Origin of the sequence: Phytopseudomonas argentinensis (assembly GCF_900113905.1) — a bacterium.
Lineage (GTDB): Bacteria > Pseudomonadota > Gammaproteobacteria > Pseudomonadales > Pseudomonadaceae > Aquipseudomonas > Aquipseudomonas argentinensis.
The window spans coordinates 1,182,073-1,206,012 of sequence record NZ_FORC01000001.1; the positions used below are offsets into that span (position 1 = coordinate 1,182,073).

Annotated in this window: 26 protein-coding genes; 11 read left to right on the forward strand and 15 right to left on the reverse strand. The window is 63.4% G+C overall.

The window, feature by feature from the left end; genetic code table 11:
• Positions 1–49: 49 nt before the first annotated feature.
• Positions 50–616 (reverse strand): nucleotide exchange factor GrpE, encoded by a 567-nt coding sequence (gene grpE, locus BM154_RS05370; protein WP_074881327.1) that lies wholly within the window; start codon positions 614–616, stop codon positions 50–52.
• A 176-nt stretch (positions 617–792) separates the two neighbouring features.
• Between grpE and recN the strand changes: the two genes are divergently transcribed.
• A complete protein-coding gene (gene recN / locus BM154_RS05375; protein ID WP_074881328.1) occupies positions 793–2,466 on the forward strand; it encodes a DNA repair protein RecN in 1,674 nt (557 codons plus the stop codon).
• 86 nt (positions 2,467–2,552) lie between these two features.
• Here recN and fur read toward each other — a convergent pair whose 3' ends face one another.
• The gene (gene fur / locus BM154_RS05380; protein WP_074881329.1) at positions 2,553–2,966 is read right to left on the reverse strand and encodes a ferric iron uptake transcriptional regulator; all 414 of its coding nucleotides are present in this window, start codon (positions 2,964–2,966) and stop codon (positions 2,553–2,555) included.
• A gap of 96 nt (positions 2,967–3,062) precedes the next feature.
• Between fur and BM154_RS05385 the strand changes: the two genes are divergently transcribed.
• Positions 3,063–3,572, forward strand: a complete 510-nt coding sequence (locus BM154_RS05385) for an outer membrane protein assembly factor BamE (RefSeq protein ID WP_074881330.1) — start codon at positions 3,063–3,065, stop codon at positions 3,570–3,572.
• Positions 3,573–3,645: 73 nt separating this feature from the next.
• Here BM154_RS05385 and BM154_RS05390 read toward each other — a convergent pair whose 3' ends face one another.
• Together BM154_RS05390 and BM154_RS05395 are read right to left on the reverse strand one after the other, a co-directional pair.
• Complete coding sequence (locus tag BM154_RS05390) at positions 3,646–3,975, reverse strand: RnfH family protein (protein WP_074881331.1); 330 nt, start codon at positions 3,973–3,975, stop codon at positions 3,646–3,648.
• Positions 3,965–4,402 carry a type II toxin-antitoxin system RatA family toxin gene (locus BM154_RS05395; protein ID WP_074881332.1) on the reverse strand — a complete coding sequence of 146 codons (438 nt, stop codon included), beginning with the start codon at positions 4,400–4,402 and terminating at the stop codon, positions 3,965–3,967. Before BM154_RS05395 ends, BM154_RS05390 begins: the two co-directional genes overlap by 11 nt.
• A gap of 203 nt (positions 4,403–4,605) precedes the next feature.
• On the opposite strand from BM154_RS05395, the gene smpB reads away from it, so the two are divergent.
• Positions 4,606–5,088, forward strand: coding sequence for an SsrA-binding protein SmpB (smpB, locus tag BM154_RS05400; RefSeq protein ID WP_074881333.1), 483 nt, complete (start codon positions 4,606–4,608; stop codon positions 5,086–5,088).
• Positions 5,089–5,166: 78 nt separating this feature from the next.
• On the opposite strand, the gene BM154_RS05405 is transcribed toward smpB, so the two are convergent.
• Positions 5,167–5,934: a GntR family transcriptional regulator gene (locus BM154_RS05405; protein ID WP_074881334.1), complete on the reverse strand. Its 768-nt coding sequence runs from the start codon at positions 5,932–5,934 to the stop codon at positions 5,167–5,169.
• Between the two features lie 300 nt (positions 5,935–6,234).
• On the opposite strand from BM154_RS05405, the gene BM154_RS05410 reads away from it, so the two are divergent.
• The 6 genes from BM154_RS05410 (at position 6,235) to BM154_RS05435 (ending at position 12,522) form a co-directional block, all read left to right on the forward strand.
• Positions 6,235–7,920 carry a lactate permease LctP family transporter gene (locus BM154_RS05410; RefSeq protein WP_074881335.1) on the forward strand — a complete coding sequence of 562 codons (1,686 nt, stop codon included), beginning with the start codon at positions 6,235–6,237 and terminating at the stop codon, positions 7,918–7,920.
• A gap of 167 nt (positions 7,921–8,087) precedes the next feature.
• A complete protein-coding gene (gene lldD, locus BM154_RS05415) occupies positions 8,088–9,227 on the forward strand; it encodes an FMN-dependent L-lactate dehydrogenase LldD (protein WP_074881336.1) in 1,140 nt (379 codons plus the stop codon).
• A 1-nt stretch (position 9,228) separates the two neighbouring features.
• The gene (gene dld, locus BM154_RS05420) at positions 9,229–10,935 is read left to right on the forward strand and encodes a D-lactate dehydrogenase (protein WP_074881337.1); all 1,707 of its coding nucleotides are present in this window, start codon (positions 9,229–9,231) and stop codon (positions 10,933–10,935) included.
• Between the two features lie 322 nt (positions 10,936–11,257).
• On the forward strand, positions 11,258–11,737 hold the full coding sequence (locus tag BM154_RS05425; RefSeq protein WP_074881338.1) for an Lrp/AsnC family transcriptional regulator: 480 nt from the start codon (positions 11,258–11,260) through the stop codon (positions 11,735–11,737).
• A gap of 119 nt (positions 11,738–11,856) precedes the next feature.
• Entirely contained in the window at positions 11,857–12,060 is a 204-nt protein-coding gene (locus BM154_RS05430; protein WP_074881339.1) for a DUF2788 domain-containing protein, read from the forward strand.
• Between the two features lie 63 nt (positions 12,061–12,123).
• Complete coding sequence (locus tag BM154_RS05435; protein ID WP_074881340.1) at positions 12,124–12,522, forward strand: globin; 399 nt, start codon at positions 12,124–12,126, stop codon at positions 12,520–12,522.
• A gap of 21 nt (positions 12,523–12,543) precedes the next feature.
• On the opposite strand, the gene BM154_RS05440 is transcribed toward BM154_RS05435, so the two are convergent.
• Complete coding sequence (locus tag BM154_RS05440) at positions 12,544–13,161, reverse strand: pseudouridine synthase (protein ID WP_074881341.1); 618 nt, start codon at positions 13,159–13,161, stop codon at positions 12,544–12,546.
• 63 nt (positions 13,162–13,224) lie between these two features.
• On the reverse strand, positions 13,225–14,151 hold the full coding sequence (locus BM154_RS05445; protein ID WP_074881342.1) for a LysR family transcriptional regulator: 927 nt from the start codon (positions 14,149–14,151) through the stop codon (positions 13,225–13,227).
• A 127-nt stretch (positions 14,152–14,278) separates the two neighbouring features.
• On the opposite strand from BM154_RS05445, the gene BM154_RS05450 reads away from it, so the two are divergent.
• Both BM154_RS05450 and lipA read left to right on the forward strand, forming a co-directional pair.
• Positions 14,279–14,674, forward strand: a complete 396-nt coding sequence (locus BM154_RS05450) for a RidA family protein (RefSeq protein WP_074881343.1) — start codon at positions 14,279–14,281, stop codon at positions 14,672–14,674.
• Between the two features lie 126 nt (positions 14,675–14,800).
• Positions 14,801–15,853 (forward strand): lipoyl synthase, encoded by a 1,053-nt coding sequence (lipA, locus tag BM154_RS05455; RefSeq protein WP_074881344.1) that lies wholly within the window; start codon positions 14,801–14,803, stop codon positions 15,851–15,853.
• A 97-nt stretch (positions 15,854–15,950) separates the two neighbouring features.
• Here the strand turns inward: lipA and lipB are convergent, their stop codons facing one another.
• The 8 genes from lipB to rlmH form a co-directional block, all read right to left on the reverse strand.
• Positions 15,951–16,574, reverse strand: coding sequence for a lipoyl(octanoyl) transferase LipB (gene lipB / locus BM154_RS05460; protein WP_074881345.1), 624 nt, complete (start codon positions 16,572–16,574; stop codon positions 15,951–15,953).
• Complete coding sequence (locus BM154_RS05465; protein WP_074881346.1) at positions 16,574–16,852, reverse strand: DUF493 domain-containing protein; 279 nt, start codon at positions 16,850–16,852, stop codon at positions 16,574–16,576. Before BM154_RS05465 ends, lipB begins: the two co-directional genes overlap by 1 nt.
• A gap of 68 nt (positions 16,853–16,920) precedes the next feature.
• Entirely contained in the window at positions 16,921–18,096 is a 1,176-nt protein-coding gene (locus tag BM154_RS05470) for a D-alanyl-D-alanine carboxypeptidase family protein (RefSeq protein WP_074881347.1), read from the reverse strand.
• A gap of 268 nt (positions 18,097–18,364) precedes the next feature.
• Positions 18,365–19,378 (reverse strand): septal ring lytic transglycosylase RlpA family protein, encoded by a 1,014-nt coding sequence (locus tag BM154_RS05475; RefSeq protein WP_074881348.1) that lies wholly within the window; start codon positions 19,376–19,378, stop codon positions 18,365–18,367.
• Positions 19,375–20,388, reverse strand: a complete 1,014-nt coding sequence (gene mltB, locus BM154_RS05480) for a lytic murein transglycosylase B (RefSeq protein WP_074882391.1) — start codon at positions 20,386–20,388, stop codon at positions 19,375–19,377. Before mltB ends, BM154_RS05475 begins: the two co-directional genes overlap by 4 nt.
• Positions 20,389–20,405: 17 nt before the next feature.
• Entirely contained in the window at positions 20,406–21,551 is a 1,146-nt protein-coding gene (gene rodA / locus BM154_RS05485; protein WP_139225412.1) for a rod shape-determining protein RodA, read from the reverse strand.
• A gap of 2 nt (positions 21,552–21,553) precedes the next feature.
• Complete coding sequence (gene mrdA, locus BM154_RS05490; RefSeq protein WP_074881350.1) at positions 21,554–23,458, reverse strand: penicillin-binding protein 2; 1,905 nt, start codon at positions 23,456–23,458, stop codon at positions 21,554–21,556.
• Between the two features lie 12 nt (positions 23,459–23,470).
• Positions 23,471–23,938 (reverse strand): 23S rRNA (pseudouridine(1915)-N(3))-methyltransferase RlmH, encoded by a 468-nt coding sequence (gene rlmH / locus BM154_RS05495; RefSeq protein ID WP_042554860.1) that lies wholly within the window; start codon positions 23,936–23,938, stop codon positions 23,471–23,473.
• Positions 23,939–23,940 lie beyond the last annotated feature (2 nt).

Consider the following 23,940-nt stretch of genomic DNA (forward strand, 5'->3'; position numbering starts at 1 on the left):
GGTAGCACTAATACGCTTGACTTACTAAATGGGGCTCAGCTCGCCGATTTCAAGCCTGCTCATCGATCGATGGCGGCGTTTCGGCCGGTGCCTTGCTGACCACGACCATGGCCGGGCGCAGCAGGCGACCATTGAGCAGGTAGCCCTTCTGGAACACCTTGAGCACGCTGTTGGGCTCCACATTGGTGCTTTCCTGCATCGCCATGGCCTGGTGATGCTCCGGGTTGAACGGCGCACCATGGGGGTCGATGGCTTCCAGCTGGTGACGCTTGAGGGTGTCGAGCAGCAACTTGAGCGTCAGCTCCATGCCCTCGCGCACCGCCTTGATCGCGTCGTCATCGGCGCTCGACAACTCGAGGCCGCGCTCCAGGCTATCGACCACCGGCAGCAGGTCATTGGCAAATTTCTCGAGGGCGAACTTGTGCGCCTTCTCGACATCCTGCTCAGCGCGACGGCGCACGTTCTGCAGATCGGCAGCCATGCGCAGCGACTGATCCTGCGCAGCCGCCAGTTGCTCTTCGAGCGCTTGCACGCGAGCAGCCATGTCTTCGTTCAGCGCAGCATCGTTCTCTTGCGCGTCGGAAGTCTGCGGATCCAGGTTCTGTTCGTCAGCCATGCATTTCTCCTCTGAATGATTCGACGAGCCTCAACTCGCGCGTCTGCCGGCTATATAAGGACGATTTGTAGGGTTTCAAGGGCCATGTCCACTTTCCAGCAGCCAGTCGTCAGCGTATTGCCACCCCAAGGCAAACCACTGTATAAATAACCAGACAAACCCTGAGAGGCCTCGCCATGCTGGTGCACCTGTCCGTTCACAATTACGCCATCGTCGAACACCTGGATCTGGAACTGGATCGGGGCATGAGCGTCATCAGCGGCGAAACGGGCGCCGGTAAATCGATCATGCTCGACGCCCTCGGCCTGACCCTGGGCGATCGCGCCGACAGCGGGGTGGTCCGCCCCGGTGCCGACAAAGCCGACATCCTCGCCAGCTTCGACCTGGGCGACATTCCCGAGGCCCATGCCTGGCTCGCCGAACGCGATCTGGACAACGACGGCCCGTGCATCCTGCGCCGGGTGATTACCGCCGAAGGCCGCTCGCGCGGCTACATCAACGGCACGCCCTGCCCACTTGGCGACCTCAAGGCCCTCGGCGAGCTGCTGATCGACATCCATAGCCAGCATGAACACCAGTCGCTGCTCAAGACCGACACCCACCGCCGACTGCTCGACGAATACGCAGGCGTTCAGGAACTGGCCCGCCAAGTACAGCTGGCAGCACAACGCTGGAAACAGACCCGCAGCGAACTCGAGCGCGTCACCTCCCAGGGCGACGAGCAGCGCGCCCGCCATCAACTGCTCAGCTACCAACTCGAAGAGCTGGAAAACCTCGGCTTGGGCGACAACGAACTGGAGCAGCTGGAACAGGATCACAAAGCCCTGACCAACGCGGAGAGCCTGCTCAGTGCCTGCCGCCAGGTCATCGACCAATGCAGCGAGAGTGATGCCGGCAACGTACTGTCGGTACTCACCGCCAGCCTCAATCGCCTGAGCGGCCTGCAGGGTCAGCCCGGCGCCCTCAACGAAGCCACCAACCTGCTGGCCAGCGCGCAGATCCAGGTTGAAGAAGCAGTGGGCGAACTCAATCGCTTCCTCGACCACTTCGACGCCGACCCCGAGCGCCAGCAGCAACTCGAAGAACGCCTGGACACCATCTACACCCTGGCGCGCAAGCACCGCATCCACCCCAGCGAGCTACCTGCGATGCAGCAGCAGCTGTTCGACGAGCTGGAAAGCCTCAATGCCGATGATCAGGCCGCCGAGCGCCTGGGCGAGGAGCTCGCTGCCTATGGCCGTCACTATCAGGAAAAGGCGGCGGAACTCAGCAGCAAGCGGCAAAAGGCCGCCGGCAAGCTCGGCAAGGCGGTCGAGAAGGAAATGCAGACCCTGGGTATGCCGGGTGGGCGCTTCAGCATTCAGCTGCAGCCCATAGAAGGCAGCGAGCCGAACGCCAATGGCCTGGAGCAGGTCGAGTTCCTGGTCAGCGCCAACCCCGGGCAACCGATCAAGGCACTGGCCAAGGTTGCCTCGGGCGGCGAGCTGTCGCGTATCAGCCTGGCGATCCAGGTGATCACCGCGCAGACTTCACGGGTGCCAACCCTGGTGTTCGACGAAGTGGATGTGGGTATCGGCGGCCCCACCGCCGAGGTGGTGGGGCAACTGCTGCGTCGCCTTGGCGAGCGTGGCCAGGTACTGACCGTCACTCACCTGCCCCAGGTCGCTGCCCAGGGTCACCAGCACCTGTTCGTGCACAAGGTGCGCGGCAGCAATGCCACGCGCACGGCGGTCAGCAAGCTCGGCGAAACGCAGCGCGTCGAGGAGGTCGCCCGCATGCTGGGCGGCATCGACCTTACCGACGAATCCCTGGCCCACGCCCGCAAACTGGTCAGCAACGCGCAGAACTGAGCGACTAGCCAGTCGTGCACCCTATCGGTAACCGGCAGACATGAAAAAGGCGACCCCAGGTCGCCTTTTTCATTCAAACCATGCCCTTACGGCTTGGCAGCATTGCGGCGCACGTACAGCACCAGGTTGTGATCGACCAGTTCGAAACCGTGCTCACGAACGATCTCCTTCTGGCGTTTTTCGATCTCGGCATCGAAGAATTCGATCACGTCACCGGTATCCACGCACACCATATGGTCGTGATGGCCACCGTCGGCCAATTCGAACACGGCATGGCCGCCATCGAAGTTGTGGCGCACCACCAGGCCGGCCGCCTCGAACTGGGTGAGAACCCGGTAAACAGTTGCCAGACCGACATCTTCGCCAGCATCCATCAGCGACTTGTAGACGTCCTCTGCACTCATGTGACGCTGCTCGGCAGAGTCCAGCATCTGCAGGATTTTGACCCGTGGCAGGGTTACTTTCAGGCCAGCTTTGCGCAGTTCGCTATTTTCAACCATGGTCTGCTTTCTCGCGGAAGCGCTTCGCAGCTTCCCTTATTGCGGGTATGATCGGGGTTTACGTTGCCCAGCCAAGATAGTGGAAGACGCCCACCGATGCAAAAAACCAGACTCCTGCTGACCAGCCTCACCTTCATGGGGCTCATCGCACTCGCCGGTTGCTCATTCCCCGGGGTTTATAAAATCGACATCCAACAGGGCAATGTCGTCACGCAGGACATGATAGACCAGTTGAGGCCTGGAATGACCCGGCGCCAAGTGCGGTTTATCATGGGTAACCCGCTGCTGACCGATACCTTCCATGCCAACCGCTGGGATTACCTATACAGCATGCAGGCTGGCGGCAGCCAGCGCCAGCAGGAGCGTGTGACGCTCAATTTCGATGGCAACGATCAACTGGTAAGCCTGTCCGGCGACTTCATGCCCGGCACCAGCCGCGATGAACAGATCCTTGGCCGCGACGGCTCCCCGGAGCAGGCACCCACCCAGCAACAGGACGAGCCAGCCGCTCCCGGCTCGCTGCTTGAGCAGATCCAGCGCGACGTCGACAACGTCGAGACCGTACCGGTACCGACACCCGAGCCACTGGAAACCTCACCCCAGTAAGTTCAGCTCGATAAAAAAAGCCCCGGCCAGTGCCGGGGCTTTTTTATTGCAGCATGCAAATACGCGCCTTGGCTCAGCCTCGCTCAGCGGCTGCGGCCTGCTTGGCCCGCTCTGCCGCCTGGGCAGCGCGACGCTTGCGCACTTCCTTGGGATCAGCGAGCAGCGGCCGATAGATTTCCACCCGGTCACCCTCCTCGAGCACCTGCGTGTCGGGAGCCGTCACGAGCTTGCCGAACACGCCCAGGGGCGCTGCGGCCAGATCCAGCTCAGGAAAGTGCGCCTGCAAGCCCGACTGCAGGGCGGCCTGGCGAACCGTGGCGTCGGCTGGCAGCTGCAAGGTGATCAACATCTGCCGGTCCGGCGCGGCGAAGGCCACCTCCACGGATAGCTGCTTACTGGCCATGGAGCTCTTTGGCGCGCTGGCAGAAGGCATCCACCATGGTGTTGGCGGCCTGGTTGAACAGCGGCCCGAGGGTGGCGCGCATGATCGACCCGGCATAGTCGAAGGTCAGATCGAGGCTGATCTTGCAGGCCTTGTCACCCAGTGCCTTGAAAGTCCACTGGCCGTGCAGGTGCTCGAAGGGACCATCCTCCAGGCTCAGCTCGATCGACTGCCCCGGCACCAGCACGTTGCGTGTGGTGAAGCGCTGACTCAACCCGGCCTTGGCCACTTCAAGCGTAGCGACCATGTGCGTGTCGCTGGCCTCAAGGACGGCGCTCGACGCACACCAGGGCAGAAACTCGGGATAACGCTCGACATCGTTGACCAGGTCGTAAAGAGCCTGGGCCGGATAGGGGAGCAAGGCCGAGCGCTGAATGTGTGTACTCATAACTGTTGAATTTCCACGGTTGGCGACACCACAGCAGCGCGATGTCACGGGGGTGATGCCCTGTACAACTGACACCAACCAGAAGGCGAGTATCCAATATTGTCGAGGATTCGACCTGAGGGCTCAAGCGCAGCACTGCCGCAGCGCTTTTAGCACGCCCATGCATGGCGCCCGCTCGCCAGACTCCCTATAATGCGCCGCCTATGGCTAAACAAAAGAAACATCCGCAAGGCAGCATCGCCCAGAACAAGAAGGCGATGCACGACTATTTCGTCGAATCGCGCTTCGAAGCCGGGCTGGCTCTGGCCGGCTGGGAAGTGAAGAGTCTGCGTGCCGGCAAGGCCCAATTGGTCGACAGCTACGTCCTGCTCAAGGATGACGAAGCCTGGCTGATGGGTTGTCACATCACGCCGCTGAAGACGGCCAGCACCCACGTCATCGCCGACCCGACCCGCACGCGCAAGCTCCTGCTCAACAGGCGCGAGCTGGAAAAGCTGTTCGGCTCCGTGCAGCAGAAAGGCTACACCTGCGTGGCGCTGTCGCTGTACTGGAAGCAGCACCTGGTGAAGTGCGAAATTGCCCTGGCCAAGGGCAAGAAGGATTTCGACAAGCGCCATACCGAGAAAGAGCGCGACGCCGATCGCGAAGTGCAACGCGCCATGCGCAGCAAGGGCAAGGACGAGTAAGCGCTGCGCTTCGATGGCGAATCGCAGCACGTTCCAGCGCCTTCCATGTTGCCGCCTCAGGCAACTCCAGCCGACTGACTACAACCCCTGGCGCCTCTGCGCGCGTCGCTCGCGGGCCTCCTGCTGAACCACGTCAGCCAGGACCTCCTGCACATAATCGATATGCTGGTTGGACAGCTCCCGCGCGTCCTCGGCACGCCCCTCCATGATCGCCTCAAACAGCGCGCGGTGTTGGGCATTGAGCATGCCGCGGGTTTCTCCGCGCAAGGCATACATGCCGCCAATGTTGGTCACCACGTTGCGCTTGAGCAGATCGAACAATCCGCGAATGGTATGCAGCAGCACGGCATTGTGGCTGGCCTCGGCGATGGCCAAGTGGAAGCTGGCGTCCGCCGCGCCCTCCTCGGCCCGGGTCACCTCCCCGGCACGGCCATAGCAATCCTGTAGACGCTCGAACGCCTCGCCGAGTCGCTGACGATCCATATCGGTGGCGCGCAACGCCGCGTAATAGGCGCAGGACCCTTCCAGGGTATGGCGGAACTCGAGCAAATCACGCTGGGCGTCGGCATTGCTTTCCAGCAGATGCATCAGCGGATCACTGAATGTCGAGCCCAGGTTCTCGCACACATAGGTGCCGCCACCCTGACGACTGCTCAGCAGGCCTTTGGCGGCCAGCTTCTGGATGGCTTCACGCAGTGACGGGCGCGATACGCCGAACTGCTCGGCGAGCACGCGCTCGGCTGGCAGGCGCTCGCCGGCCTTGAGCGTCCCTTCGAGAATCATTGCCTCCAGGCGAGCGACGATGTCGTCTGACAGACGCCGCTGTCGCAGCGGACCAAAGCTCATTTCTTGAACACTCCACACACCCCGAAAGCGGCGCCGGGTCGCCTGGCTACCGTAAATCCGTGCAGCCTACCCAGTGGCACCTGGCGCCACAAGCGCAGCACCCGCTGCCGCGCACTCCGACCAAAGTCGCAACGGCGCAAATTGACGCACCCAGTGAAAAGAAATTATTCTGGCGCTCGCCACTTGTAAATTGGTCTTACCAATAATAACAACCCGTTCGCAAAACTGCTCTGCATTCGGTGATGCATCTGCAGCAGCTCGCGATCAGGCGATACCAACAACAATCAGCGAGCCTCTCCCATGCAAACATGGCAACAGTTGTACACACCGCTCGGCAGCCTTGGCCTGTCCGCGCTGGCGGCAGTCGTACCCATCGTGTTCTTCTTTCTCGCCCTCGCCGTATTCCGCCTGAAGGGGCACGTGGCGGGCAGCATCACCCTGGCGCTGTCGATAGTGATCGCCATCGCCGCCTTCGGCATGCCGGTGGACATGGCCCTGGCCGCGGCTGGCTACGGCTTCGCCTACGGCCTGTGGCCAATCGCCTGGATCATCGTGGCGGCAGTGTTCCTCTACAAACTGACCGTCAAGAGCGGCCAGTTCGAGGTCATTCGCAGCTCGGTGCTGTCGATCACCGACGACCAGCGCCTGCAGGTGCTGCTGATCGGTTTCTCGTTCGGCGCCTTTCTGGAGGGTGCCGCCGGTTTCGGTGCGCCCGTGGCGATCACCGCCGCCCTGCTCGTCGGTCTGGGTTTCAATCCACTCTATGCCGCAGGCCTCTGCCTGATCGCCAACACCGCCCCTGTTGCCTTCGGCGCCCTGGGCATCCCGATCATCGTCGCCGGCCAGGTCACCGGGATCGACGCATTCAAGATCGGCGCCATGACCGGCCGCCAGCTGCCACTGCTGTCGGTGATCGTGCCGTTCTGGCTGGTCGCGATGATGGATGGCTGGAAGGGCATCAAGGAAACCTGGCCGGCTGCGCTGGTTGCCGGGGCGAGCTTCGCCATCACCCAGTACTACACCTCCAACTACATCGGCCCGGAACTGCCGGATATCACCTCGGCACTGGTCAGCCTGGTATGCCTGACCCTTTTTCTCAAAGTCTGGCAGCCCAAGCGGGCCGCCAACGCCCAGCTTGCCGGCAATGCCGGCGGTGTGGCGGTGGCTGGTGGCTTCGGTGGCGCACGCAGCACCACGCCCTCGCCGTACAGCTTGGGCGAGATCCTCAAAGCCTGGTCGCCATTCCTGATCCTCACCGCCATGGTCACCCTGTGGACGCTGAAACCCTTCAAGGCGCTGTTCGCCCCGGGCGGCACCCTGGACCACCTGGTGTTCATGCTGCCGATCCCCCATCTGGATCAGTTGGTGGTCAAGGTCGCCCCCATCGTCGCCAACCCGACACCGATCGCTGCCGTATTCAAGCTCGATCCGATCTCGGCGACCGGCACTGCGATCTTCTTCTCCGCAGTGCTGTCGATGCTGGTGCTTAAGATCAGTTTCAAAATTGGTCTGACCACCCTGAAGGAGACCTTCTACGAACTGCGCTGGCCCATCCTGTCCATCGGTATGGTGCTGGCATTCGCCTTCGTCACCAACTACTCCGGCATGTCGACCACCCTGGCCCTGGTACTGGCCGGCACCGGCGCCGCCTTCCCGTTCTTCTCGCCGTTCCTGGGCTGGCTGGGGGTTTTCCTGACCGGCTCGGACACCTCGTCCAACGCGCTGTTCGGCTCCCTGCAAGCCACCACGGCGCACCAGATCGGCGTCAATGACACCCTACTGGTAGCGGCCAACACCAGCGGCGGCGTGACCGGCAAGATGATCTCGCCACAATCGATCGCCGTGGCCTGCGCGGCGACCGGCATGGTTGGCAAGGAATCCGACCTGTTCCGCTTCACGCTCAAGCACAGCCTGATCTTCGCCACTTTCGTCGGCCTGATCACCCTGGTGCAGGCGTACTGGCTGACCGAAATGCTGGTGCATTGAGGTACGAGCAGCTGCGCGTCGGCACCATGGCGCCGCGAACTCGCCAGACACGCTGACGCAACCGCAGCGCCCTGACCCAGGGCGTGCTACACACCCAAGGCCCGCGACAGTGTCCGGGCTTTGTCGCTGCCGCCACGAGGCGTCAGCCCAGACACGGAATAGAGCCCATGATCATTTCTGCCTCCACCGATTACCGCGCCGCCGCCCAGCGTCGCCTGCCGCCGTTCCTGTTCCACTACATCGATGGCGGCGCCTATGCCGAGTACACCCTCAAGCGCAACGTCGAGGACCTTGCCGGCATCGCGCTGCGCCAGCGCGTGCTGAAGAACATGTCGGAGCTGAGCCTGGAAACCAGGCTGTTCGGCGAAACCCTGTCGATGCCGGTGGCCCTGGCGCCGGTGGGCCTGACCGGCATGTACGCACGGCGCGGCGAAGTGCAGGCGGCCAAGGCGGCGGCAGACAAGGGCATCCCTTTCACGCTGTCGACCGTTTCAGTGTGCCCGATCGAGGAAGTGGCGCCAGCGATCAGCCGGCCGATGTGGTTCCAGCTGTACGTGCTCAAGGACCGCGGCTTCATGAAGAACGCCCTGGAGCGCGCCAGGGCCGCGGGCGTGACCACCCTGGTGTTCACCGTGGACATGCCCACGCCCGGCGCCCGCTACCGCGATGCCCATTCCGGCATGAGTGGCCCGAACGCCGCCATGCGCCGCATGTTGCAGGCCTTCACCCACCCGGCCTGGGCCTGGGACGTGGGCCTGATGGGCAAGCCCCACGACCTGGGCAACATCTCCACCTACCGCGGAAACCCGACCGGGCTGGCCGACTACATCGGCTGGCTGGGCGCCAACTTCGACCCGTCGATTTCCTGGAAGGACCTGGAGTGGATTCGCGAATACTGGGACGGCCCGATGGTCATCAAGGGCATCCTCGACCCCGAGGATGCACGCGATGCGGTCAAGTTCGGCGCAGACGGCATCGTGGTCTCCAACCACGGTGGCCGCCAACTCGACGGCGTACTGTCCAGCGCCCGCGCGCTACCGGCCATTGCCGATGCAGTGAAAGGCGATTTGAAGATCCTCGCCGACTCCGGCATCCGCAACGGCCTCGACGTGGTACGCATGATCGCCCTGGGCGCCGATACGGTGATGCTCGGGCGCGCATTCATCTATGCCCTGGCCGCCGCGGGTGGCGCCGGGGTGAGCAACCTGCTGAACCTGATCGACAAGGAGATGCGCGTCGCCATGGTGCTCACCGGTGCCAAGTCCATCGCCGAGATCAGCGCCGATTCACTGGTCAGGGAGCCCTGAGATGATCAGCCGCGACACCTTGCTCAAACAACTGCGCGATGCCGTGGGCCGTGACCATGTGCTCACCGACGGGCAAAGCACCCGGCGCTTTCGCAAGGGCCACCGCACCGGCGAAGGCAACGTGCTGGCCGTGGTGCGCCCCGGTACCCTGCTGGAACAATGGCGCGTGCTGGAAGCCGCCGTGGCCGCCGACCGTATCGTCATCATGCAGGCGGCCAACACCGGCCTGACCGGCGGCTCGACACCGGATGGCAATGACTACGACCGCGAGATCGTGTTGATCAACACCCTGCGCATCACCGGCGTGCAACTGATCAATGATGGCGAACAGGTCGTCTGCCTGCCCGGTGCCACCCTCGACCGCCTGGAACAGGCCCTGGCGCCCCTGGGCCGCGAGCCCCACTCGGTGATCGGCTCTTCGTGCATCGGCGCCTCGGTGCTTGGCGGCGTGTGCAACAATTCCGGCGGCTCGCTGGTACGTCGCGGGCCGGCCTACACCGAACTGGCGCTGTACGCCCAGGTCAAGGAAGACGGCACCCTGGAGTTGGTCAACCACCTGGGCATCGACCTGGGCAGCAGCCCCGAGGAGATCCTCACCCGCCTGCAGCGCGGCGACTACGGCCCACGCCAGGTCAGCAACCAGGCGGGCGGCAAGGCATCGGACCAGCGCTATGGCGAGCACGTGCGCGATGTCGACGCCGACACCCCGGCGCGTTTCAACGCCGACCCCTCACGGTTGTTCGAGGCCTCCGGCTCGGCGGGCAAGCTGTGCCTGTTCGCCGTGCGCCTGGACACCTTCGTCAAGGAGCCGAGCACGGTCTTCTACATTGGCAGCAATGCGGCTGATGACCTGACCGAGGTGCGCCGCCACCTGCTCAACAGGCTGCCGAGCCTGCCGATCGCAGGCGAATACATCCATCGCACTGCCTTCGATATCGGTGCGCAATATGGCAAGGATACCTTCCTGCTGATCGACCGTTTCGGCACCGCCAGGGTACCTGCCGCCTTCGCCCTGAAGAGCCGCATCGACGGCTGCTTCGAGCGCTTCGGCCTGCGCGGCATCAGTGACCGGGTCATTCAACTGGCCATGAACCTGCTACCCAGCCATCTGCCGCCACGCATGCGCGAATACCGTGATCGCTTCGAGCATCACCTGATGATCCGCGTGGCCAACGACAGCCTGGAGCAGACCCGGTGCTTTCTGGCCGAGTATTTCGGCGCCGGCAGCACGGGCGCGTTTTTCGAGTGCGATGCCGAGGAGGGCCGCAAGGCCTTTCTGCACCGCTTCGCCATCGCCGGCGCGGCGATCCGCTACCGCGAGGCACACCGTCGTGAGGTCGAGGACATTCTCGCCCTGGACATTGCCCTGCGCCGCAATGACCGTGATTGGGTGGAGACGCTGCCGGCGGCGATGGAAGAACAGATCATCCACAAGCTCTACTACGGGCACTTCTTTTGCCACGTGTTCCACCAGGACTACATCGTCAAGAAGGGTGTCGACCCCATCGCCATGGAGCACGCCATGTGGAAGCTGCTCGACGAGCGTCGCGCCGAATACCCGGCCGAACACAACGTTGGCCATCTCTACGTTGCCAAGCCGGCCCTGGCGGGCTTCTACCGCGAACTGGACCCAACCAATGCCTTCAACCCGGGCATCGGCCAGACCTCCAAGCTCAAGCATTGGCAGTCATGCTGCGACGATCACTGACACCCGCAAAGAACAAAGGGGAGACCTCTCGGCCTCCCCTTTCGTAGATGTCCTGTGCTGGCAATTCTGTCGCCGCTTTCGTCGCCCGCCTGGTTGGGCAGTGCGGACCCGGGTGCCGTGACGACCCGGTAGGGTCGGCGGCGCCAGCTCTCCTGATTGGGCGAGCCGGGTGGACCTGTCGTCCGGGCCTTGAAACTGAGGTAAAGATTACCCCTATGGCCGCGATGAAAGATTGCTAAGATTGCTAACTGAACAACCAATTTCGCAATAATAAATCCATTACCATCAATTTACAGCAATCAGATCACGATAGCAGCCAGACATGAACAAACTTGATCGCTACGACCTGAACATTCTCGCCGAATTGCAGCGCGATGCGACGCTGTCCAATCAGGAACTGGCCGAGCGTATCGGCCTGTCGCCCTCGCCTTGCTCGCGGCGCGTCAAGCAACTGCAAGACGACGGCTATATCACCGGGCAGGTGGCCCTGCTCGACCGCCGCCAGCTGGGGCTGACCCTGACCGCCTATGTGCTGATCGGCATGGATCGTCACACCCCCGAGCGCTTCGAGCATTTTCAGGAGGAGATCCGCAAATGCCCCGAGGTACTGGAATGCTGCCTGGTCACCGGAATGGACGCCGACTACCAGCTCAAGGTGGTGGTGCCGGACATGGATCACTACCAGAAGCTGCTGCTCGGCACCCTGACCCGCATCGAGGGCGTATCCAGCGTGCGCTCGAGCTTCGTGCTGCAGCAGATCCTCTCCAGCACCCAGCTTCCCCTGCAGCACCTGCGCGGTTGAAGCCATACGACCATTAGCCCGCTACGCATACCTGCCAGCAACGCTGTAATATCCACACCTTTACTGTGCCTTGTCGCTGGCGCCGCGGCGACAGCTTATGGATCGCCGCCGAGGTGAGGATGGAACCCGAGCTTTTCGAAGAACTGATGATGACCCTGCTGGTAGGCGGCCTGGTGCTGTTCATGGCCTTTATCGTCTGGGATCTGGCAAAAAAATCCCGGGCGGGCCGTTTTGGCACCTTCATCCTGTTCTTCGCGCTTGGCCTCGGCGTGCTCGGCTTCCTTATCAAGAGCCTGGTCATCGCTGGCCTGGAAGGCGTCTGAAGCCCACAAAAAAGAATCGCGGCGCGCGCCGTATTGCCTTGCCTGCTGCCCATGGAGAAACACATGAACGCCACCGATCGCGTCATGCAGAGTTACGGACGCTGCTGCGCCAGCCCGGCCTTTTTCGACGATTTCTACCGGCACTTTCTCGCCAGCTCCCCGGCCGTACGCGAGAAATTCCTCAACACCGACATGGCCGCGCAAAAACTGCTGCTGCGCCAGGGCATCCTCAACCTGGTGATGCATGCCCGTGGCATGCCCGATACGAAGCTGCGCGCCCTGGGCTGCAGCCATGCACGCAACGCCATGGACATTCGCCCCGAACTCTACGATCTGTGGCTGGAGGCGCTGCTCAAAACCATCGTGGAGCACGACAAGCAGGCCGACGCCACGACTTTGCAAGGCTGGCGCGAGGTGCTGGTCAAAGGCATCAGCGTGATCAAGGCGGGCTACGACGCCTGAAAGGGATGGTGCTCCGCTTACCTATTTGAGGCTTGGCGGCAGGTCGCGCCACTCGCCCGGCTGCAAGCCATCCAACGACCAGGGGCCGATGCGTACCCGCACCAGGCGCAGGGTCGGCAAGCCGACCGCCGCCGTCATGCGCCGCACCTGGCGGTTGCGCCCTTCGCGAATCACCAGTTCCAGCCAACTGGTAGGCACACTCTTGCGGAAGCGCACCGGCGGGTTGCGTGGCCACAGCTCGGGCTCGCTCAGTTGCCGCGCCCCGGCGGGCAGCGTCGGCCCATCGTTGAGCTGCACGCCATCGCGCAGCTGTTGCAACTGCTCGGCGCTGGGTTCGCCCTCGACCTGCACCCAATAGGTCTTGGCCAGCTTGTGCCTGGGATCGGCGATCTTCGCCTGCAGTTGCCCGTCATTGGTGAGCAGCAGCAAGCCTTCGCTGTCGCGATCGAGCCGGCCGGCCGGATACACACCGGGCACCGCGACGAAGTCCTTGAGCGTGGCGCGGCCCTGGTCGTCATTGAACTGGGTCAGCACGTCGAACGGCTTGTTCAGCACGATCAGCCGCGGCTCGGCCGGCGGGGCCTTGGCCACTCGGTAAGGACGCGATGCGGGATGTTTGGGGCGGGCGGGTCGGGACATGCAGCGTACATCATGGTGGAACGGGCGCGCAGTTTACCGCAAAGCCGCTGCCCCTCGGTCAGGTCAACGACCACTGCGGTCGATCGCCGGCGCGTGCAGCGCCATCAACTCGGCGACCCACTCGATAAACACCCGCAGCTTGGTGCTGACGTGACGGTTGGGCGGGTAGGCGATATACATGGGCATCGGCTCGAACTGCCAGTCTGCGAAAACCGCCACCAGTTCGCCGCGCTGCTGATGCTCATCAGCCATGTAAGTGGGTAGCCAGAGCACCCCCAGGCCGGCCAGCCCCGCGGCCAGGTAGGCATTGCCATCGTCCACCGCCAGCACGTAGCGGCCCTCGATGTCGAGGCGTTCGGCACCGCGCTGCATGCGATAGGAAAACACCTTGCCAGCCCGTGCACGCTTGAAGCCGACGATACGGTGGTGGCTGTCGACCAGTTCCTGCGGGTGCACGGGTGCGCCGCAGCGCTGCAGGTAACTTGGCGCGGCATAAACGCCCGACTGCAGATCACCGACGCGACGCGCCATCAACGACTGATCCATGATCTCGCCACCGCGGATCACGCAATCGACGTTCTCACCGACCAGGTCGACGAGACGGTCACTGACCCCGAGATCCAGCTGGATATCCGGATAGCGCGCATGAAAGGCCGGTAACGAAGGCACCAGAATCATCCGTGCGAACGGGCTGGGCACATCCACGCGCAGCCGGCCACGCGGTTGACTGGTGGCGTCCGACAGGCTGGTCTCGGCGTCGTCCATATCGGCCAGCAGGCGCACCACGCGTTCGTAGTACGCCGCACCGTCGGCCGTCACCGCGACCTTGCGAGTGGTGCGGTTCAGCAAACGCACGCGCAGCCGCGCCTCGAGCTGCTGCACCAGCTGGGTGATGCTGGTCTTGCTCATGTGCAGCGTATCGGCGGCCTTGGTGAAGCTGCCCGCCTCCACCACCCGGGCGAAGGCGCGCATCGCATCGAATCGATCCATCTGTTCAGCCAGTGATTGTTTGGATTTCGCAAACAGTGTTGATCGAACTGGCCGGTTTATCCAGCCCGTCAGGGTTTCTAAAGTGCATCCATCACTTGGACGGGTCCAGCGACCCAGAGGAAACGACATGACAATTCGCGACGTGGTTTTCCCCGCCGGCCGCCAGGCCCTATACGAACGCAACCACTATTCACCGGCGGTGCGTTCCAACGGCCTGCTGTTCGTATCCGGGCAGGTGGGTAGCCGCCCGGACGGCTCCCCCGAGCCGGAACTCAAGGCCCAGGTTCGCCTGGCTTTCGAGAACCTCAACGCGGTGCTGGAGGCCGCCGACTGCAGCTTCGATGACGTGGTCGACGTGACGGTGTTCATCGTCAACCCCGAACAGCGCTTCGAGACCATCTGGGAGGTGGTGCCCGAGTACTGGGGCACTGCGCCATTCCCGAACATCACGTGCGTGGGCGTGACCTGGCTGTATGGCTTCCAGTTCGAGATCAAGGTGATCGCCAAGCTGCCGGATGCCTGATTGCAGCTAGAGGCGGCTCCACAGGGTGGACGGTCAGGCGCTTGCCACAGCGGTGTGTGATACACTTCGCGGCGGCCAAAAGCTGCCCCTCCGCCACCGCTGCCCCTACCGGAGCCGAGATTTTCGATGTCCGATACAGCCCCCCAGAAACCCATTGCCAGCGGTGAAAAATTCCGCACCGCACAGGGTATTACCGCTATCAAGGACGGCCAGAAGCGCCGCGCCTCGACCGAAGCCAAGGTCTACGAGCCCAAGCCGAGCTGGTTGCGGGTCAAGGCGCCGGGCGGCAGCCGTTTCGAAGCGGTCAAGCGTAACGTCGGCGAGCACCGCCTGAGCACCGTTTGCCAGGAATCCCACTGCCCGAACATGGGCGAGTGCTGGTCCAACGGCACGGCCACCATCATGCTGATGGGTTCGGTGTGCACCCGTGCCTGCCGCTTCTGCGCGGTGGACACCGGTAACCCGAACGGCTGGCTGGACAAGGAAGAGCCGCAGAACACCGCCAAGTCGGTGGAGCTGATGGCGCTGCGCTACATCGTGCTGACCTCGGTGGATCGCGATGACCTGCCCGACGGCGGTGCTGCGCATTACGCCGCCTGCGTTCAGGCGATCAAGACCAACACCCCGCAGGTGGTGGTCGAAGCGCTGACCCCGGACTTCGACGGCGATCTCGAGGCCATCGAGCGCGTGGTGGATTCCGGCCTCGAGGTGTTCGCCCAGAACGTCGAGACGGTCAATCGCCTGACCCGCGAAGTGCGTGACCCGCGCGCCGGCTACCGCAAGACCCTCGACGTGCTGGCCCATGCCAAGCGCCATCGCCCCGACGTGCTCACCAAGACCAGCCTGATGCTCGGCCTCGGCGAGACCGACGACGAGGTGTTCGAGGCCATGCAGGACATGCGCGCGGTGGGCGTGGATATCCTCACCCTCGGCCAGTATCTGCAGCCGACCCGCAATCACCTGCCGGTCAAGCGCTGGGTGAGCCCGGACGAGTTCAATCGTTTCCGTGATATCGGCCTGCAGATGGGCTTCATGGAAGTGGCGGCCGGCCCGCTGGTGCGCTCCAGCTATCGCGCCGACAAGGTGTTCGAGAAGAACAATCTGGGCCTCGCCGCACCGGTTCCGGTGCCCGGCCAGCAGGTCGACAACAGCCTGATCCCTGCCCTCAACGTCAACTGAGCGCGCTGGGTCAGGCCTTTGGCCAATCCAGAAAAACGAAAAAGGGACGCCTCGGCGTCCCTTTTTCGTCGTTTGCCACGCACACAGACTGCGTGCCCTAGGCGTAGCCCAATCGTTGGCGTAGCGCCTGCTCAAGGCATCTGGCGACCTCGTCGAAGACAGGCGGCGTAGCCACCAGATCCTTCAACTGAGTCATCTGCAAACCGGCATAGCCGCACGGGTTGATGCGCTGGAAAGGCGTCATGTCCATGTCGACGTTCAGCGCCAGGCCGTGGAACGAACAGCCGCGGCGCACCCGCAGGCCCAGCGAGGCGATCTTGTCGCCCTCGACGTAGACGCCCGGCGCATCGGCCTTGGGTGCGGATTCGATGCCATAGCCCGCCAGCACGTCGACCAGCGCCTGCTCCATGACGGTGACCAGCTCGCGTACGCCCAGGTCCAGGCGACGCAGGTCGAGCATCAGGTAGCCGACCAGCTGACCGGGGCCGTGGTAGGTCACCTGGCCACCACGCTCGACCTGCACCACCGGTATGTCACCCGGCGCCAGCAGGTGTTCCGGCTTGCCGGCCTGGCCCTGGGTGAACACCTGCGGGTGCTGCAGCAGCCAGATCTCGTCGGGCGTGGCGTCATCGCGCTCGGCGGTCAGCCTGCGCATGGCCTCGAGGGTCGGCAGATACTCCACCACCCCAAGGTGGCGCACGATCAGCTCGGCTGCGGCCACTACAGCACCATATGCACGCGGCCGGTGGCACGCAGGTCGACATGAATGGCCTGCAGTTGCTCCACGCCGGTGGCGGTGATCAGCACCTGCACGGAGAGAAAGCGGCCCTTGCTGCTGTCGCGGGTCACCAGGGTGCCGGCATCGAAGTCAGGCGCATGGCGCTGCATCACCTCGATCACCATGTCAGTGAAGCCCTCGCCGGCCTCACCGATCACCTTGATCGGGTAGTTCTTGCAGGGGAATTCGATTTTCGGAGCTTGTACGTCGGTATCGGTCATGGTGTTCACTGATCCAAAATGAAACGCCCTCGGATCGAGGGCGTTCATCGCAACATTGGGGCGAGCTGTCAGTTAAACAACCCGTAGAAGAACAGTCGAATGCTATCCCACAGCTGGCGGAAGAAACCACCCTCCTCGACCGCCTCGAGTGCGACCAGGTCGGCGCTGTGCACCACCTGATCACCCATCTTCACTTCCACCTTGCCGATCACGTCACCCTGGGCGATCGGTGCGGTGATCTGCTGGTTGAGGGTCATGCTCGCCTGCAGCTTCTCCAGCTGGCCTTTCGGCAGCGTGAGGGTCAGGTCCTGAGCCAGACCGGCCTTGACTTGGGAAGCCTGGCCTTTCCATACCGGCGCCTGTGCCAGCTCGGCACCCTTCTGGTAGAAGGTACGGGTTTCGAAAAAGCGGAAACCGTAGGTCAAGAGCTTCTGGGTTTCGGCGGCCCGGGCGCTTTCGCTGTCGGTGCCGAATACCGAGGTGATCATCCGCGCGCCGTCACGAACCGCCGAAGCGACCAGGCAGAAGCCGGCTTCGTTGGTGTGGCCGGTTTTCAGGCCGTCGACGGTACGGTCGCGCCACAGCAGCAGGTTACGGTTGGGCTGCTTGATGTTGTTCCACAGGAACTCTTTCTGCGAATAGATGGCGTAGTGCTCGGCATCCTCGTTGATGATCGCACGGGCCAGGATCGCCATGTCGTGGGCACTGGAGTAGTGATCGGGATGCGGCAGGCCGGTGGCGTTCATGAAGTGGCTGTTCTTCATGCCCAGGCGTTCGGCGGTGGCGTTCATCATGTCGGCGAAGGCGTCTTCACTGCCGGCGATGTGCTCGGCGATGGCGATGCTGGCATCGTTGCCGGACTGGATGATCACCCCGTGCAGCAGCTCGTCGACGGTCGCCTGGCTGTTCACCGGCAGGAACATGGTGGAGCCACCCGAGGCAGCACCACCGGTACGCCAGGCGTGCTCGCTGATGGTGACCTTGTCCTGCTCGCCGATCTTGCCGTTGCGGATTTCCAGTGTGGCGATATAGGCGGTCATCAGCTTGGTCAGGCTGGCCGGCGGCAGACGCTGGTCCGCATTGTTCTCGACCAGGACGTTGCCACTGGCGCCATCCATCAGCACATAGGACTTGGCAGCCAGTTGCGGCGGAGCCGGCAGCGGCGCCTGGTTGGCCCAGGCACTGGAGGTGCCGAGCAGCATAAGTGACAGGAAGATGCGTTGCGCGAAGCTGGTGATTTTCATCCGTCTCTCTAGATCGCTGGAGGGTGGAACAGGCCCTTGCGGGCACATGTAAACGTGGCGCCGCACCGCGGCGATCCACTGCTTAGTCAGGCGGCGAGCCATTTAGTTGCTCGCCAGAACCGGCCTTAGAACCTTTTCACGATCTCGCGAGCTAGAGCGATACAAGGCAAAAACAAGCGAGGAAGCGGAGTTTACAAGTGGTAAATGAGCATTCCGAGCTTGTTTTTAACGCAGTAGCGCCGACGCGCAGCAGATCGTGAACAGGTTCTTAGTCGGCCTTGACCAGGGTTGCCTGCCCGAGGTTGGCGACACGAATGCTGTCACGCACCCGGTCAGCCTCGCCCTGGCTGTTGATCGGCCCCAGCCGTACGCGGTGCAGTATCTGCTGGTTGCGCACCACTGAGTTGATGAATACCGGAGCACTCACCGACTCGCTCAACTTGGACTTGAGAAGCTCCGCAGCGTCGGGATTGGCGAAGGCTCCCACTTGGAGATACAGGCCAGACGCTGCGGCTGAAGCGTTTTTTTTTGAGTCGATCTGCACCGGCACGGTGGCGGCGGCGTGCTGTTGCACGGGCGGCGAATACTGCTCCACCGGCGCATTGGCCAGCTTCAGCTGTTCCATCTGCGCGGACTGCACCTTGGCCATCTGCGGCTGCTTGATCATCATCGGCACCGGACGCCCCTGCTGGGCCCACCACTCGGTGGGATCGATGCCTTCGACACGCACCTGGGCAGTGCCCTTTTCGGCGTAGCCAAGCTTCTTGGCAGCGGCGAAGGACAAATCGATGATGCGGTCGGAATAGAACGGCCCACGGTCGTTGACGCGCAGGATCGCGCTCTTGCCGTTTTCCAGGTTGGTCACCCGCACGTAGCTGGGCAGCGGCAGGGTCTTGTGGGCGGCGGTCATGCCGTACAGGTCGTAGGCTTCACCGTTGGCAGTCGCCTGGCCATGGAACTTGGTGCCGTACCAGGACGCCGGGCCGGTGGCCACGTAGCGACGGGCATCGGCGATCGGGTAATACTGCTTGCCGAAGACCACGTAGGGGCTGGCCTTGACCGGGCCGTAGTGCGGCATCGGGATGGCGTCCTGGATCTTCGAGACGTCGACATCCCACCAGGGCGCGCCGTCCTTGTGGGGGCGGTTGAAATCACTGGGACCGGACATCGGGCTGCCCGCCTGGCTCGGCGCCGAGCCGGTCGGCGCGCGGCTGGAGGAACAACTGGCCAGCAGCACAACAGCAACGCCGCAGACGGCCAGCTTGAACGGCAAGCGTGTCATTGATTGGCACCTCGGGCCTGAACCAGCAACTCGGACAACTGATTGACCGCCATGGCGTACATCACGCTGCGGTTGTAGCGGGTGATCACGAAGAAATTCGGCTGCCCCATCCAGTACTCGGGGCCTTCGGCGCCGTCCAGACGAAAGGCGGTAACCGGCAGGTCGTCGGCCAGCACGTCGTTGCTCGACCAGCCCAGGGCGCGCAGTTCGCCTACGGTCTTCTCGGGATCCAGGCCGGAGCTCAGCCCCTGGTCGGCCTGCTCGCCCTTGACCGTTGCCAGGCTGGCCACCGGCTGACCCGGCTGCCAGTTATGGCGTTTGAAGTAGCTGGCCACGCTACCGATGGCGTCGGTCGGGTTGCTCCAGATATTGATGTGGCCGTCGCCGTCGAAATCCACGGCATAGGCGCGGAAGCTGCTCGGCATGAACTGCGGCAGGCCCATGGCGCCGGCATAGGAGCCTTTCAGGCTGGCCGGGTCGACCTGCTCTTCGCGGGTCAGCATGAGGAACTCGCGCAGCTCCTTGCGAAAGAAGGGTGCGCGCGGCGGATAATCGAACGCCAGCGTGGAGAGCGCGTCGATCACCCGGTAGTTGCCGGTATTGCCACCGTAGGAGGTTTCCACGCCAATGATGGCGACGATGATCTCGGCCGGCACGCCGTATTCCTTCTCGGCACGGGCCAGGGCTTCGGCGTGCTCGTTCCAGAACGCCACGCCCTTGTTGATGCGCGCATCGGTGATGAAGATCGGGCGGTATTCCTTCCACGGCTTGACCCGTTCGGCAGGACGGGAAATGGCGTCGAGGATCGCCTGCTTGCGCTCCACATCGGCGAACAAGGTAGTCAGCTGCTCGCTGGCAAAACCGTAGTCACGGGTCATTTCGGTGATGAACTCGCCGACCAGCGGCGAATTCGCGTATTCGTTGGCAGCCATCGCCTGTGGAGCCCCGAGCAGGCCGGCGACCGCCAGCCATTGTGCATGTCGTGCGGCCCAGCCACGCAAAATCTGCATTGAATTCATAACCCCAATCATGCCTGAGCGATCCACTTGCGGTGCGTGTGGATGGACATCAGGATTCCGAAACTCGACAACAACGTAATCAATGACGTGCCGCCATAACTGATGAACGGCAGCGGCACTCCCACTACCGGCAACAACCCACTGACCATGCCGATATTGATGAACACATAGACGAAGAAGGTCATGGTCAAACCGCCGGCAAGCAGCTTACCGAACAGCGTCTGCGCTTGCACGGTAATCACCAGACCGCGTGCAATCAACAGAATGTACAAGAGCAGCAACAGACAGACACCAATCAGACCGAATTCTTCGGCCAGAACGGCAATGATAAAGTCCGTGTGGCTTTCCGGCAAAAAGTCCAGGTGCGATTGGGTGCCCAGCAGCCAGCCCTTGCCGAACACCCCGCCCGAGCCGATCGCCGCCTTGGACTGGATGATGTTCCAGCCGGCGCCCAGGGGGTCGCTTTCCGGATTGATGAAGGTCAGCACCCGGCGCTTCTGGTAGTCGTGCATGACGAAGAACCACATCGCCACCGCGATCGGCGCGATCGCCGCCACCGCCCCGGCAATCCAGCGCCATTGCAGGCCGGCCATGAACAGCACGAAGGCACCGGAGGCGAGAATCAGCAGCGAGGTGCCCAGATCCGGCTGCAGCAGGATCAGCACGAATGGCGTGACCACCAGCCCCAGGCTCACCGCGACGTGCTTGAGGCTCGGTGGCAGGGTGCGCTTGGACAGGTACCAGGCCATGGTCGCCGGCATCAGGATCTTCATGAACTCCGATGGCTGGAAGCGGATCACCCCGGGAATGTTGATCCAGCGCGTGGCGCCCATGGCGTTGTGGCCCATGACGTCGACCACCACCAGCAGGGCCACCCCGCAGAGGTACCCCAGCGGCACCCAGCGGGCCATGAAACGCGGTTCGAACTGGGCGATGACCACCATCGCCACCAGGCCGATACCAAAGGAGCTGGCCTGCTTCATCAGCAGGTCGAGGTTCTTGCCGCTGGCCGAGTAGAGAATGAACAGGCTGCCGGTGGCCAGCAGCAACAGCAGCAACAGCAGGATGCCGTCGATGTGCAGGCGCTGCAGCAGGCTGGAGCGGCGACGCAGGACGTCGTCGCTGGACAGCGTGCGGTCGAAGCTGCCGGTCAGGCTCATGGTTGCTTCACCTCTGCATTGAGCGGCGCCGCGGCACCGGGCTTGGCGTATTCGGCCTTGAGCTGGCCATTTTCATCGAGCAGCCAGGCGTCCATCACCTGTTTGACCACCGGGGCGCCTACCCCGGAGCCGGACTCACCGTTCTCGACCATCACCGCGACGACGATCTGCGGGTTGTCCGCCGGCGCGAAGCCGACGAACAGGGCGTGGTCACGGTGGCGCTCCTGGACCTTGCTGCGGTCGTATTTCTCGCCCTGTTTGATCGCCACCACCTGGGCCGTACCGCTCTTGCCGGCGATACGGTAGGCCGCGGCGTCGCCAACCTTGCGCGCGGTACCGCGGGCACCGTGCATCACCGACTCCATGCCAAGGCGCGCGTAATCCCAGTACTTGGGGTCGCGCAACACGATATCCGGCATCGGGTCGGGGTCGTGGGGCAGGCTGCCGTCGATGGTGCGCGCCAGGTGCGGGCGAATCCACTTGCCCTTGGTAGCTACCAGGGCGGTGGCCTGGGCCAGCTGCAAGGGGGTGGCCTGCATATAGCCCTGGCCGATGCCGAGAATCAGCGTTTCGCCTGGGTACCAGGGCTGCCGATAGCGGGCGCGCTTCCAGTCGCGCGAGGGCATCAGGCCGGCGGTTTCCTCGAACATGTCCAGGGACACGCGTTGGCCGATGCCGAAACGGCTCATGTAGTCGTGCAGCCGATCGATACCCATCTTGTGGGCCAGATCGTAAAAGTAGGTGTCGTTGGAGCGCATGATCGCGGTGTTCAGATCCACCCAGCCATCACCGGTACGGTTCCAGTTGCGGTATTTGTGGCTGTTGTTGGGCAACTGATAGAAGCCGGGGTCGAACACCCGCGAGCTCGGCGTCACCACCCCGGCATCCAGGCCGGCGACCGCCACCATCGGCTTGATGGTCGAGCCCGGCGGATAAAGCCCGCGCAAGACGCGGTTGTAGAGCGGCCGATCGATGGAGTCACGCAGCTCGGCATAGGCCTTGAAGCTGATGCCGGTGACGAAGGGGTTGGGATCGAAGCTCGGCTGGCTGACCATCGCCAGCACTTCGCCGGTCTGCGGCTGAATCGCCACCACCGCGCCGCGCCGGCCGCCCAGGGCTTTTTCCGCGACTTCCTGCAGGTGTACGTCGAGGGTCAGCACCACGTCCCGGCCGGGCAGCGGGTCGGTGCGATTGAGCACCCGCAGCACACGGCCGCGGGCATTGGTCTCGACCTCCTCGTAACCCACCTTGCCGTGCAGTTCGTCCTCGTAGAAGCGTTCGATGCCGGTCTTGCCGATATGGTGGGTGCCGCTGTACTCGACCGGGTCGAGTTCCTTGAGCTCGCGTTCGTTGATACGCCCCACGTAGCCGACCGAATGGGCGAAGTGCTCGCGCTGAGGGTAGTGACGCACCAGCTGCGCGACCACCTCGACGCCGGGCAGGCGGAACTGGTTCACCGCCAGCCGGGCAATCTGCTCCTCGCTGAGTTCGAACAGCACTGGTACCGGTTCGAACGGCCGCCGCCCCTGCTTGACCCGGCGCTCGAACAGCTCGCGATCATCGGGCGTGAGCTCCAGCACCTCGACGATCACGTCGAGCACCTGCTGCCAGTCGCCGGCGCGCTCGCGGGTCAGGGTCAGGCTGAAGCTGGGCCGGTTATCGGCGATGATCACCCCGTTGCGGTCGTAGATCAGCCCGCGGTTGGGCGGGATCGGCTGCACGTGGATGCGGTTGTTTTCCGCCAGGGTGGAGTGGTACTCGTACTGGATCACCTGCAGGTAGTACATGCGGGCGATCAGTACCAGGGTCAGCACCAGGAACACCGAACCACCGACCAGCGCGCGCTTGCGAATCAGGCGCGCGTCCTTCTCGTGATCTTTTAGACGGATCGGCTGGGGCATCGGGACCGCTGACTACTTGTGATAAGGGTGACCGGACAATACCGTCCAGGCACGATAGATCTGTTCGCCGACCAGTATCCGTACCAGCGGGTGGGGCAAGGTCAGTGGCGACAGCGACCAGCGCTGCTCGCTACGCGCCTGAACTTCCGGCGCCAGCCCTTCGGGGCCACCGACCATGAGATTGACCGTGCGCGAATCCAGCCGCCACTTGTCCAGCTCGACCGCCAGTTGCTCGGTGCTCCAGGGTCGCCCTTCGACTTCCAGGGTGACGATGCGTTCCCCGGGCTGCACCTTGGCCAGCATGGCTTCGCCTTCCTGGCGGATCATCCGCGCCACGTCGGCATTCTTGCCGCGCGTGGTGAGGGGAATTTCCACCAGTTCCAGGGACAGCTCGGACGGCATGCGCTTGGCATATTCCTGCCAGCCGTCCTCGACCCAACGCGGCATGCGCGAGCCCACCGCGATCAGTTTGATGCGCACGA

Excerpts from the sequence above, each read along its gene's own strand:
- grpE (WP_074881327.1), bottom strand. The coding sequence starts at position 616 with ATGGCTGACGAACAGAACCTGGATCCGCAGACTTCCGACGCGCAAGAG.
- recN (WP_074881328.1), top strand. The coding sequence starts at position 793 with ATGCTGGTGCACCTGTCCGTTCACAATTACGCCATCGTCGAACACCTG.
- fur (WP_074881329.1), bottom strand. The coding sequence starts at position 2,966 with ATGGTTGAAAATAGCGAACTGCGCAAAGCTGGCCTGAAAGTAACCCTG.
- BM154_RS05385 (WP_074881330.1), top strand. The coding sequence starts at position 3,063 with ATGCAAAAAACCAGACTCCTGCTGACCAGCCTCACCTTCATGGGGCTC.
- BM154_RS05390 (WP_074881331.1), bottom strand. The coding sequence starts at position 3,975 with ATGGCCAGTAAGCAGCTATCCGTGGAGGTGGCCTTCGCCGCGCCGGAC.
- BM154_RS05395 (WP_074881332.1), bottom strand. The coding sequence starts at position 4,402 with ATGAGTACACACATTCAGCGCTCGGCCTTGCTCCCCTATCCGGCCCAG.
- smpB (WP_074881333.1), top strand. The coding sequence starts at position 4,606 with ATGGCTAAACAAAAGAAACATCCGCAAGGCAGCATCGCCCAGAACAAG.
- BM154_RS05405 (WP_074881334.1), bottom strand. The coding sequence starts at position 5,934 with ATGAGCTTTGGTCCGCTGCGACAGCGGCGTCTGTCAGACGACATCGTC.
- BM154_RS05410 (WP_074881335.1), top strand. The coding sequence starts at position 6,235 with ATGCAAACATGGCAACAGTTGTACACACCGCTCGGCAGCCTTGGCCTG.
- lldD (WP_074881336.1), top strand. The coding sequence starts at position 8,088 with ATGATCATTTCTGCCTCCACCGATTACCGCGCCGCCGCCCAGCGTCGC.
- dld (WP_074881337.1), top strand. The coding sequence starts at position 9,229 with ATGATCAGCCGCGACACCTTGCTCAAACAACTGCGCGATGCCGTGGGC.
- BM154_RS05425 (WP_074881338.1), top strand. The coding sequence starts at position 11,258 with ATGAACAAACTTGATCGCTACGACCTGAACATTCTCGCCGAATTGCAG.
- BM154_RS05430 (WP_074881339.1), top strand. The coding sequence starts at position 11,857 with ATGGAACCCGAGCTTTTCGAAGAACTGATGATGACCCTGCTGGTAGGC.
- BM154_RS05435 (WP_074881340.1), top strand. The coding sequence starts at position 12,124 with ATGAACGCCACCGATCGCGTCATGCAGAGTTACGGACGCTGCTGCGCC.
- BM154_RS05440 (WP_074881341.1), bottom strand. The coding sequence starts at position 13,161 with ATGTCCCGACCCGCCCGCCCCAAACATCCCGCATCGCGTCCTTACCGA.
- BM154_RS05445 (WP_074881342.1), bottom strand. The coding sequence starts at position 14,151 with ATGGATCGATTCGATGCGATGCGCGCCTTCGCCCGGGTGGTGGAGGCG.
- BM154_RS05450 (WP_074881343.1), top strand. The coding sequence starts at position 14,279 with ATGACAATTCGCGACGTGGTTTTCCCCGCCGGCCGCCAGGCCCTATAC.
- lipA (WP_074881344.1), top strand. The coding sequence starts at position 14,801 with ATGTCCGATACAGCCCCCCAGAAACCCATTGCCAGCGGTGAAAAATTC.
- BM154_RS05465 (WP_074881346.1), bottom strand. The coding sequence starts at position 16,852 with ATGACCGATACCGACGTACAAGCTCCGAAAATCGAATTCCCCTGCAAG.
- BM154_RS05470 (WP_074881347.1), bottom strand. The coding sequence starts at position 18,096 with ATGAAAATCACCAGCTTCGCGCAACGCATCTTCCTGTCACTTATGCTG.
- BM154_RS05475 (WP_074881348.1), bottom strand. The coding sequence starts at position 19,378 with ATGACACGCTTGCCGTTCAAGCTGGCCGTCTGCGGCGTTGCTGTTGTG.
- mltB (WP_074882391.1), bottom strand. The coding sequence starts at position 20,388 with ATGCAGATTTTGCGTGGCTGGGCCGCACGACATGCACAATGGCTGGCG.
- mrdA (WP_074881350.1), bottom strand. The coding sequence starts at position 23,458 with ATGCCCCAGCCGATCCGTCTAAAAGATCACGAGAAGGACGCGCGCCTG.